The sequence below is a fragment of the Pseudomonas sp. P5_B2 genome (assembly GCF_056400445.1).
Genome location: NZ_JBFULH010000136.1, coordinates 1 through 10,449 on the forward strand (window position 1 = coordinate 1; position 10,449 = coordinate 10,449).

The 10,449-nt window shown below is 58.7% G+C and carries 10 protein-coding genes; 3 read left to right on the top strand and 7 right to left on the bottom strand.

Annotated elements, in window-relative coordinates:
* Positions 1-166 precede the first annotated feature (166 nt).
* The 4 genes from AC1DRJ_RS13240 to AC1DRJ_RS13255 all read right to left on the bottom strand — a co-directional run bounded on the left by AC1DRJ_RS13240 (position 167) and on the right by AC1DRJ_RS13255 (position 2,239).
* Positions 167-634, bottom strand: coding sequence for a preQ0 transporter (locus tag AC1DRJ_RS13240; RefSeq protein WP_477802550.1), 468 nt, complete (start codon positions 632-634; stop codon positions 167-169).
* A gap of 204 nt (positions 635-838) precedes the next feature.
* Positions 839-1,054, bottom strand: coding sequence for a DUF1289 domain-containing protein (locus AC1DRJ_RS13245; RefSeq protein WP_477802551.1), 216 nt, complete (start codon positions 1,052-1,054; stop codon positions 839-841).
* On the bottom strand, positions 1,051-1,575 hold the full coding sequence (locus AC1DRJ_RS13250) for a gamma carbonic anhydrase family protein (RefSeq protein ID WP_007954617.1): 525 nt from the start codon (positions 1,573-1,575) through the stop codon (positions 1,051-1,053). The genes AC1DRJ_RS13245 and AC1DRJ_RS13250 overlap by 4 nt, the downstream gene beginning before the upstream one ends.
* A gap of 64 nt (positions 1,576-1,639) precedes the next feature.
* Positions 1,640-2,239 (bottom strand): CoA pyrophosphatase, encoded by a 600-nt coding sequence (locus tag AC1DRJ_RS13255; protein ID WP_477802552.1) that lies wholly within the window; start codon positions 2,237-2,239, stop codon positions 1,640-1,642.
* Positions 2,240-2,443: 204 nt separating this feature from the next.
* On the opposite strand from AC1DRJ_RS13255, the gene AC1DRJ_RS13260 reads away from it, so the two are divergent.
* Positions 2,444-2,995: an NUDIX hydrolase gene (locus AC1DRJ_RS13260; protein ID WP_477802553.1), complete on the top strand. Its 552-nt coding sequence runs from the start codon at positions 2,444-2,446 to the stop codon at positions 2,993-2,995.
* 46 nt (positions 2,996-3,041) lie between these two features.
* A complete protein-coding gene (locus AC1DRJ_RS13265; RefSeq protein WP_477802554.1) occupies positions 3,042-3,545 on the top strand; it encodes a L,D-transpeptidase family protein in 504 nt (167 codons plus the stop codon).
* A gap of 183 nt (positions 3,546-3,728) precedes the next feature.
* Here AC1DRJ_RS13265 and AC1DRJ_RS13270 read toward each other — a convergent pair whose 3' ends face one another.
* From AC1DRJ_RS13270 to purL, 3 genes are all read right to left on the bottom strand, one after another.
* Complete coding sequence (locus AC1DRJ_RS13270) at positions 3,729-4,253, bottom strand: hypothetical protein (protein WP_477802555.1); 525 nt, start codon at positions 4,251-4,253, stop codon at positions 3,729-3,731.
* Between the two features lie 184 nt (positions 4,254-4,437).
* On the bottom strand, positions 4,438-4,749 hold the full coding sequence (locus tag AC1DRJ_RS13275; protein ID WP_477802556.1) for an NGG1p interacting factor NIF3: 312 nt from the start codon (positions 4,747-4,749) through the stop codon (positions 4,438-4,440).
* A gap of 19 nt (positions 4,750-4,768) precedes the next feature.
* Positions 4,769-8,665 (bottom strand): phosphoribosylformylglycinamidine synthase, encoded by a 3,897-nt coding sequence (gene purL / locus AC1DRJ_RS13280; protein WP_477802557.1) that lies wholly within the window; start codon positions 8,663-8,665, stop codon positions 4,769-4,771.
* A gap of 274 nt (positions 8,666-8,939) precedes the next feature.
* Here purL and mltF point away from each other — a divergent pair, with 274 nt between their 5' ends.
* Positions 8,940-10,400, top strand: coding sequence for a membrane-bound lytic murein transglycosylase MltF (gene mltF, locus AC1DRJ_RS13285; protein ID WP_477802558.1), 1,461 nt, complete (start codon positions 8,940-8,942; stop codon positions 10,398-10,400).
* Positions 10,401-10,449: the final 49 nt, after the last annotated feature.

The window sequence follows — 10,449 nt, forward strand, 5'->3', positions numbered from 1 at the left end:
ATCCTGCGTTGCTGTTCCCCGCCATAGCACGCTATGACTCGTCACAGCGCCTTGGCTATAGACTTCCTGCATCCGAATTTGAACTAACGAACTGGCCGTACAGGCTACATGCGCGCKTCCCATGGGGAGAAAGCGCGGCATTTTACATGAACCAGAGGGTTTGGCTTCAGCTGACGACGGTCTGTTTGCGCAAGCGCCAGGCCATGATCAGCCACACGGCGGTCACCCCAGCGAACTTCGACCCCATGGCAGTAAGGATCACGCCCGGGGTGAAGGCGTCGATCATGCCGAAGAAAATGAAGGTATCGAGGGGTATGCTCAGCGCCGAACTTATCCACAGGCGGTCGTGCAATGGGCGTTTAGTGATGCTGAACACCAGCCAGTCGATGCACTCGGACACCGCAAACGCCGTGGCGCTGGCCAACGCGATGGACGGATCGGAGGTGACGTAGGACAGCACCAGCGCGGCCAACATTGCGGCGATGGCGCCGTGGCCGAAGCGGGTCTGCACCATGTCACGCAGTATGAACACCAATCCACCCCAGGCCGACCAGATGATGTCYAGGTGCGGGGCGGTGGAAAAGGCGTAGTTGATCAGCACGACGCTGCTGATGTAGGCGATCAGGAAGAGCATGGGGCGTGGGGATACCTGTCAATTTGGCGCATAGCGTACTTCAGCAAGGCCGCACAACCAAATCCGGACACGGACCTGTAGCAGCTGCCGAAGSCTGCGTYCGRCTGCGCAGCAGTCGTAAATCCTGAGTCCATCGTTTGCCTGAATAACCGCATTGTTTGATTTTGCGACTGCTGCGCAGCCGGACGCAGGCTTCGCCAGCTGCTACAGGTCCGGGGTTTTTCCGATCATCCAGAGCAGGCCGCTGGATTTGGCCCGTTCATGACACAACCCCAACACCGTGCGGCGCTCATCATTGTCCATCCGGCTCCAGCGGGTAATCTCTTCCACCGTACGCTGACACCCGGTGCAAATGTCATCGTCATCCAACGCGCAAATATTCACGCAGGGCGAAAGCACGGGTCGTTCAGTGGTGTTCATTCTTCCTGCTCGACCAGATCACGGGCATAGCGCTGTGAGTTATGCACATAGTGGGCGGCACTGGCCTCCAGCATCTTTTTCTGCGGCTCGGTCAGTTCACGCACCACTTTGCCCGGCGAGCCCATGACCAGCGAACCGTCGGGAATTTCCTTGCCTTCGCCGATAAGCGAATTGGCGCCGATGATGCAGTTTTTGCCAATTTTCGCGCCGTTCAGAATGACCGCATTAATGCCGATCAAGCTGTAATCACCCACCGTGCAACCATGCAGCATGGCGTTATGGCCAATGGTCACGCCGGTACCGATGGTCAGCGGGTAGCCCATGTCGGTGTGCATCACCGTGCCGTCCTGAACATTGCTGTTCTTGCCGATCAGGATCAGTTCGTTGTCACCCCGCAGCACAGCGTTGAACCAGACGTTGGCGCCCTCTTCCAGTTTGACCTTGCCCACCAGCACGGCATTGGGTGCGACCCAGCTCTGCGGATGGGTTTCGACGCGGGCGTCGCCCAGGCGATATTTCATCTTGTTGTCCTCAAGGCCAGGCAGGCTCATACAAAGCACGATTCACGCCATACGAACGATGGCTTCAGGTGTTGATAAAACTCTTGGGCGGTTGATGCAGGCTGATTTTGGCGTCATAGAGCAGATTGATCAACTCGACGATCATAATCGCGGTCAGACCCCAGATTTTGTATTCGCCATAACGGTAACTCGGCACGTACCAGCTACGGCCTTGATAATCGATTCTATGAGTGTGTTCGCGCGGGTCCATGCGGAAGAATTCCAGCGGAACGCTAAAGACAGCAGCGATCTCGGCATCGTTGGCCCGGTATTCGACAAAATCCGGAATCACCCCAACATAAGGTGTGACCTTGATGCCGTGCAGGGAGATCAGCGGGCTAAGCGGGCCGATCACTTCAACCAGACCCGGCGGCAGGCCGATTTCTTCTTCGGCCTCACGTAGCGCGGTGAAAATCAGGTCGGGGTCTTCGGGGTCGCGACGACCACCGGGAAAGGCCACTTCACCGCCATGGGTCGAGAGCCCGCTGGCGCGCAGGGTCAGTACCAGTTCCGGCTCATCACTGCGAGTGATGGGGACCAGTACCGCAGCCTCCGGGAAACGTTTGTCGGTTTCCAGTGTGCGTGGAGTGTGGTTGCTTACTCGATGCAGTAGCTCGTCCAGCATGAGACTTCTCGATTTATTATCCATAGGGTCTGTTGACGTTTACTGACGACCGCGTTGCGCGGCAGCAAACGTCAACAGACCCTATGCATCATGCACCAATCGAACGGACCGCCCAACCCCATAACCACTGCTTGTCGCTAAACGACAACTTGCCGACAGACACCGCCGCACGCCAAGATAGGCGCAGCATTCAGGAACCCAAGCATGAAATTTTGCAGTCAGTGCGGCAACCCGGTGACCCAGCGCATTCCCGAAGGCGATTCGCGTCTGCGATTTGTCTGCGACAGCTGCCATACGGTGCACTACCAGAACCCAAACATCGTCGCCGGCTGTGTCGCAACCTGGGGCTCGAAAGTGTTGCTGTGTCGCCGCGCCATCGAGCCACGGCTCGGTTACTGGACCCTGCCTGCCGGTTTCATGGAAAACGGTGAAACCATCGAGCAAGCGGCTATTCGCGAAACCGCCGAAGAAGCCTGCGCCCGGGTACGCAACCTGAGTATCTATACGTTGATCGACGTACCGCACATCAGTCAGGTGCATGTTTTTTTTCGCGCGGAACTGGCGGACCTGGACTTTTCAGCCGGTCCCGAGAGTCTGGAAGTGCAGCTTTTCGAAGAAGCCGACATCCCTTGGTCCGACCTGGCTTTCCGCACGGTGGGCCGTACCCTAGAATGCTTCTTTGCTGACCGGAGGACCGAGGTCTACCCTGTGCGGTCCGAATCGATCCCACCGCTGGCTCAGCATGCCATCACTTAAAACATCTATAACTAAAATAGCCGACACCTCTAGGGATATCGTTTCAATGCGCTGGTTGCTTGTCGTTTTTTGCTTGTCGTTCGTTGCCATGTCACAGGCTTCCGTTGCGGAACCCCTGAATGGGAGAGTCATCGAAAAAATTCTGGTCCTTAAATCTGCCCATCAATTGCAATTGATCAATGACGGCAAGCCGCTCAAGACCTATCGCATATCCTTGGGAAAGCATCCCCAAGGCCCAAAACTGATGGAGGGTGACAAACGTACTCCAGAAGGCCTCTACTGGGTGGACTGGCGCAAGGTCAGTGACCGCTTCAACCTGGCAATGCACATCTCCTACCCGAACATCAGTGACTCCGCCCGTTCGCGCCGAGAAGGTGTCGATCCGGGTGGCATGATCATGATCCACGGTACGCCGGACACCGAGGACAACCCTGAGGACCTGTTCCACACCCTGGACTGGACCGACGGCTGCATCGCCATGCGCAACATGGACATGCGCGAAATCTGGAACCTGGTGCCGGACGGCACGATGATCGAAATCCGCCCGTAATTCTCCCCGTTCTGGCGAAAATACTTTTGTGGTTGACATAGATTTCATGTGGGAGCGAGATCGGCTTGCCGGCGATGRGACTAGCCCTGATGGCGTTAGTTAATCGCTGCGAAGTGAGTGCCAAGGTTCAGATTTTGAGCGCCTTGCACTCCACTATCGCGGGCAAGCCCGCTCCCACAATTTTTATTGATGTACATCCGTCAAATTCAGGGCAACGAAACCTGACCTATGCCGGGATCTCATAGTGCCGCTTAAGCTCAGGCAGACGCAGCGCGCTGCTCCGCTTCGTAATGACGAGTCTGGTAAGGCATGAGGGTGAGCCTTCAGGCCGAGGCCTTCATTCAGCCCCCAAGAGACGGCAAGTTCATCACGGCGCCGACGAAGGGGTACGACTGCTTGTGGCGCCTCCCCTTGCTTGGAAGCCGAGTACGCAAAAAGCTCAAGAGCATTGAGGGTTTCCGACACGCGGCTATCGGACACGCACGCAAAACGAGTAAACCGTTCAAGTAAATAGCCTGCACGTCGAACTTCCACCTCATCAGTGTGGCATTTCAGAAAAGCAGTTACTTCATTCTCAAGATTCAAACTACAGTACCAAACAGCTTTGGCAGCGCTGACCAGCGCAGCGTCATCTGCTTGATTCAAAGGTTTTTTGACCAATGTGTCCAAGGCGGAAGAAAGGACGTGGCCTCTATGGGGCGTCGCCATCTGCAGCCTCCAGGTAATCTTGCAAGATATTGGTGAGAACGGAGGTCGCTGGCTCCTTGTTGCCAACATATACATCTATTGCCTGCATTGCCTGACGACGGAGTTCCGGCGTCAGTCCGAATCCCGAGTAACAAAAAACCCGCTGATCTTCATCAGCGGGTTTCTCATTTCAGCGGCTATCAGATTAAAAATCCTCCAACCGCCACACCTCGTAAGCTGGCGTCTCATAGGGATGGCTCTGCTTCAGAGCCACCACCACAGCGCGAATCAACTCATCGCTGACCACCAGCTCAACTTTCCATTCCTCAACCTGCTCGACCTGCCCCGATTCACCAATGAAGGGCTGACTGCCGTCCAACGGGCGAAACTGGCCGAGGCCGAGCACTTGCCAGGCGCAATGGTCGTAGGCGCCGATCCGTCCGCCACCGGCGGCGAATACGGCGCTCTTGATCTGTTCCACATGGCTGACTGGAACAAAAAAGCTGAGCTTATACACAGCGCTTAGTTAACCACTCTTAATTAACCCAAAGGCGAGCGTTACGGAACATACGCATCCACGGTGCGTCTTCGTTCCAGTCTTCCGAACGCCACGAGTTCTGCACGGCGCGGAACACACGCTCCGGGTGCGGCATCATGATCGTTACGCGGCCGTCGCGACTGGTCAAACCGGTGATCCCACGCGGCGAGCCGTTCGGGTTGGCCGGGTATTTTTCGGTGACCTTGCCGTGGTTGTCGACGAAACGCATCGCCACGCAGCCCGACAGATCGGCTTCCAGCAACGCTTCTTCGCTGGCGAACTCAGCATGGCCTTCACCGTGAGCGATGGCGATTGGCATGCGTGAACCGGCCATGCCTTGCAGGAAGATCGAGTTCGACTCCTGGACCTGAACCATGGCCACGCGCGCTTCGAACTGCTCGGAGCGGTTACGCACGAAGTGCGGCCAGAACTCGCTGCCCGGGATCAGCTCGTGCAGGTTGGACATCATCTGGCAACCGTTACACACGCCGAGGGTGAAGCTGTCGTTACGTTCGAAGAACCCCTGGAACGCATCGCGAGCGCGGCTGTTGAACAGCGCGGACTTGGCCCAGCCTTCGCCGGCACCCAGTACGTCGCCGTAGGAGAAACCACCGCACGCCACCAGACCTTTGAACTCGTTCAGGTCGACACGGCCGGCCAGAATGTCGCTCATGTGCACGTCGATTGCGTTGAAACCAGCGCGGTCGAACGCGGCCGCCATTTCCACCTGACCGTTGACGCCCTGCTCACGCAGCACGGCAACCTGCGGGCGGATGCCTTTTTTGATGTAAGGCGCGGCGACGTCCTGGTTGACGTCGAAGCTGAGCTTGACGCTCAGGCCCGGGTTGTCTTCTTCCAGCAGCACGTCGAACTCTTGTTCGGCGCAGTCGGCGTTGTCACGCAGGCGCTGGATCTGGTAGCTGGTTTCAGCCCACTGACGCTGCAGCAGACGACGCTGACCTTCGAACACGGTTTCGCCGTTGAAGGTGATGTTGATCTGGCCGTTGTTCATCGGCTGACCGACCACCGACACACACTCGCCAAGACCGGCAGCGCTGAACTGCGCGAGGATGTCCGGCGTGGAGTCCTGACGAACCTGAATCACGGCGCCCAGTTCTTCGTTGAACAGGATCGCAGCGATGTCGGCGGAGGTTTCTGCCAGACCGTCAAGGTTCAGGCTCAGACCGCAGTGGCCGGCAAAGGCCATTTCCACCACGCTGGTCAGCAGACCACCGTCGGAACGGTCGTGGTACGCCAGCAGATGACCGTCGGCGTTCAGGCCCTGGATCACCGCGAAGAAGGCTTTGAGGTCTTCGGAATCATCGACGTCCGGCGCTTGCGAGCCGAGCTTGCCGTGCACCTGGGCCAGGATCGAGGCGCCCATGCGGTTTTGACCACGGCCCAGGTCGATCAGGATCAGGTCGGTGGTGCCCTTGTCCATGCGCAGTTCCGGGGTCAGGGTCTGACGGATGTCAGCCACTGGCGCGAAACCGGTCACGATCAGGGACATTGGCGAAGTGACAGTCTTGTCGACGCCTTCGTCGTTCCAGCGCGTGGCCATGGACATGGAGTCCTTGCCCACCGGAATGGTAATGCCCAGCTCAGGACACAGCTCCATGCCGACCGCTTTCACGGTGTCGTACAGGCGCGCGTCTTCACCCGGGTGACCGGCAGCAGACATCCAGTTCGCCGACAGTTTGATGTCGGAGATCTTGTTGATGCGCGAAGCGGCGATGTTGGTCAGGGTTTCGCCGATGGCCATACGGCCCGACGCCGGAGCGTCCAGCAGAGCCAGCGGAGTGCGCTCGCCCATGGCCATGGCCTCACCGGTGTAGACGTCGAAGCTGGTGGCGGTAACGGCAACGTCGGCCACCGGAACCTGCCACGGGCCGACCATTTGGTCACGGGCCACGAGGCCGGTGATGGTGCGGTCGCCGATGGTGATCAGGAAGCTTTTGCTCGCAACAGCCGGGTGATGCAGAACGCGTTCTACGCAGTCTGCAATCTCAAGCGTCGACGGATCGAAGTCGTCGCCCAGTTCGTTTTCGCGAACGGCCGAACGGTGCATGCGTGGGGCTTTGCCCAGCAGCACTTCAAGCGGCATGTCCACCGGGCTGTTGCCGAAGTGGCTGTCGGTGACCGTCAGCTGCGGTTCGGCAGTGGCTTCGCCGACTACAGCAAACGGGCAGCGCTCGCGTTCGCAGATCGCCTGGAAGCGTTCGAAGTCAGCCGGGCCGACTGCCAGAACGTAGCGTTCCTGAGATTCGTTACTCCAGATTTCGTGCGGGGCCATGCCCGGCTCGTCGTTTGGAATGTTGCGCAGTTCGAAGCGGCCACCACGGTTGCCGTCGTTGACCAGTTCCGGGAAGGCGTTGGACAGACCGCCCGCACCCACGTCATGGATGAAGCTGATCGGGTTTTTGTCACCCAACTGCCAGCAACGGTCGATGACTTCCTGGCAGCGACGTTCCATCTCAGGGTTTTCGCGCTGCACGGAAGCGAAGTCGAGGTCAGCGGAACTGGTGCCGGTGGCCATGGAGGAAGCTGCGCCGCCACCCAGACCGATCAGCATCGCCGGGCCGCCAAGCACGATCAGCTTGGAGCCAACGGTGATTTCGGCTTTCTGTACGTGTTCGGCACGGATGTTACCCATGCCGCCGGCCAGCATGATCGGCTTGTGGTAACCGCGAACTTCGTCGCCACGCGGGGTGGTGATCGACTGTTCGAAGGTACGGAAATAACCGGTCAGGGCCGGACGACCGAATTCGTTGTTGAACGCGGCGCCACCCAGAGGGCCTTCGATCATGATGTCCAGCGCGGTCACGATGCGCTCAGGCTTGCCGTACGGCACTTCCCACGGCTGTTCGAAGCCCGGGATTTGCAGGTTGGACACGGTGAACCCGGTCAGGCCAGCCTTTGGCTTGGCGCCACGACCTGTCGCGCCTTCGTCACGAATCTCACCGCCACTGCCGGTGGAAGCGCCCGGGAACGGGGCGATCGCAGTCGGGTGGTTGTGGGTTTCGACTTTCATCAGAATGTGCACCGGTTCCTGCACCGCGCCGTACTGGCGGGTTTCAGGGTCCGGGAAGAAACGGCCGGCGACGTTACCGACGATGACCGAAGCGTTGTCTTTATAAGCCGACAGAACGCCTTCGCTGTGCATCACGTAGGTGTTCTTGATCATGCCGAACAGGCTTTTTTCCTGGCTCTGACCGTCGATGTCCCAACTGGCGTTGAAGATTTTGTGACGGCAGTGCTCGGAGTTCGCCTGGGCGAACATCATCAGTTCGATGTCGTGCGGGTTGCGCTTCAAGCCGATGAAGGCGTTGACCAAGTAGTCGATTTCGTCTTCGGCCAGGGCCAGRCCCAGCTCGGTGTTGGCTTTTTCCAGTGCGGCGCGACCGCCACCCAGCACGTCGATCGCAGTCAGCGGCTTGGGTTCGGCATGGCTGAACAGGCCGGCGGCCTGTTCGAGGTTGGCCAGAACGATCTGCGTCATGCGATCGTGCAAGGCGCCTTCAATAAGCTGTGCTTGGGCGTCGCTGAACTGACCGGCCACGTAGAACGCGATGCCGCGCTCCAGGCGCTGGATCTTGCTCAGGCCACAGTTGCGGGCGATGTCGCTCGCTTTACTGGACCACGGCGAGATGGTGCCGAAACGCGGCAACACCAGGAACAGACGACCGGTCGGTTCTTGTACCGGAACACTTGGGCCGTACTTCAGAAGGCGCGCGAGCACCTGCTGTTCGTCGCCGGTCAGGACGCCGGTAACTTCGGCGAAGTGAGCGAATTCAGCATACAAGCCGCTGACAGCCGGGACCTTCTGGCTCAGTTGCTCAAGGAGTTTGCTGTGGCGAAAGGCAGAAAGGGCAGGAGCGCCGCGCAGGATCAACATCTTCGGGACAGCCTCGGGAGGGGTGTGCTTTGAGGCCGTGCATTCTAGCCTAAACCGCCCGCGACATCACCCGAAACGGTACGGGCGSCTGCACCTGGGTGTCGGACCACAGATACGGGCCTGAAAAAGGCGCTCAAAAAGGGTTATTTTTTTGCTCAGAAAAATGCTCTCCAAGCCCATTCCTGCGGGCTCCGGAGTGCTTTTCAATTGCCTAGCAGACAAGCCCTTTGCTGTCGAGATATGGCGCTCGTGGTCCTTTGCGTATACTGCGCAGATGTTTTCCCCAACGGCTTTGCGTCCGCGGTACGCCAAATGGCTGATCGCAACCGGACTCTTCCTGCTGCTCAATGGCTGTGTTGATAAACCCAACACGCTGGAGCGCGTAAAGGAGGATGGCGTGCTGCGCGTGGTTACGCGAAACAGCCCCGCCACCTACTTTCAGGATCGCAACGGTGAAACCGGCTTCGAATACGAGCTGGTGAAGCGCTTCGCCGAGGATCTGGGGGTGGAACTCAAGATCGAGACCGCCGACAACCTCGACGACCTGTACAGCCAGGTCGGCAAGCCTAACGGCCCGGTGCTGGCTGCGGCCGGTCTGGTCGGCAGTGAAGAACGTAAAAAACAGGTCCGGTTTTCCCACTCCTACCTGGATGTCACCCCACAGATCATCTACCGCAACGGCCAATCGCGGCCGACCGACGCGGGTGATCTGGTCGGCAAGAAGATCATGGTGCTCAAAGGCAGCACCCACGCCGAACAGTTGGCGGAGCTGAAAAAGAAATACCCCGGCATTGAGTATGAAGAGTCCGACGCGGTTGAAGTCGTCGACCTGCTGCGCATGGTCGATGAAGGCCAGATCGACCTGACTCTGGTCGACTCCAATGAAGTCGCGATGAACCAGGTGTACTTCACCAACATACGGGTCGCCTTCGACCTCGGCGACGCCAGCAATCAAAGCTGGGCCGTGGCCGCTGGCGAAGACAACAGCCTGCTCAACGAAATCAACGACTACCTCGACAAGGTGCAGAAAAACGGCACCCTGCAGCGCCTCAAAGACCGCTACTACGGGCATGTCGACGTTCTCGGCTACATGGGCGCCACCACGTTCGCCCAGCACTTGCAGCAGCGCCTGCCCAAGTACGAGCAACACTTCAAGGCCTACGCCAAGAAAGAAAAAGTCGACTGGCGCCTGCTGGCCGCAATCGGCTATCAGGAATCGTTGTGGCAACCGGCGGTCACGTCCAAGACCGGCGTGCGCGGCCTGATGATGTTGACCCAGAACACGGCGCAGGCGATGGGTGTGTCCAACCGCCTCGACCCCAAGCAAAGCATCATGGGCGGCGCCAAGTACCTGGCCTATATCAAGGATCAACTGGACTCATCGATTCAGGAGCCTGATCGCACCTGGTTTGCCCTGGCGGCCTACAACGTCGGCACTGGCCACCTGGATGACGCGCGAAAACTGGCGAAGAAGGAAGGCCTGAATCCGGACAAATGGCTGGACGTGAAGAAAATGCTGCCGCGCCTGTCAGAGAAGAAGTGGTACAGCAAGACGCGTTATGGCTACGCCCGGGGCGGCGAGCCAGTGCATTTCGTGGCGAACATCCGTCGTTACTACGACATCCTGACGTGGGTCACGCAGCCACAGCTTGAAGGTGATCAAGTGGCCGAGGGTAGCCTGCATGTGCCGGGGATCGACAAGTCGAAGCCGAGCCAGGAACCTGCACCACTCTAACCCTGATGACACAGATTAAATGTGGGAGTGAGCCTGCTCGCGATGAGGG

Coding starts and splice junctions, on each gene's coding strand:
- AC1DRJ_RS13260 (WP_477802553.1), top strand. CDS start 2,444: ATGAAATTTTGCAGTCAGTGCGGCAACCCGGTGACCCAGCGCATTCCC.
- AC1DRJ_RS13245 (WP_477802551.1), bottom strand. CDS start 1,054: ATGAACACCACTGAACGACCCGTGCTTTCGCCCTGCGTGAATATTTGC.
- AC1DRJ_RS13270 (WP_477802555.1), bottom strand. CDS start 4,253: ATGGCGACGCCCCATAGAGGCCACGTCCTTTCTTCCGCCTTGGACACA.
- AC1DRJ_RS13255 (WP_477802552.1), bottom strand. CDS start 2,239: ATGCTGGACGAGCTACTGCATCGAGTAAGCAACCACACTCCACGCACA.
- AC1DRJ_RS13250 (WP_007954617.1), bottom strand. CDS start 1,575: ATGAAATATCGCCTGGGCGACGCCCGCGTCGAAACCCATCCGCAGAGC.
- AC1DRJ_RS13265 (WP_477802554.1), top strand. CDS start 3,042: ATGCGCTGGTTGCTTGTCGTTTTTTGCTTGTCGTTCGTTGCCATGTCA.
- mltF (WP_477802558.1), top strand. CDS start 8,940: ATGTTTTCCCCAACGGCTTTGCGTCCGCGGTACGCCAAATGGCTGATC.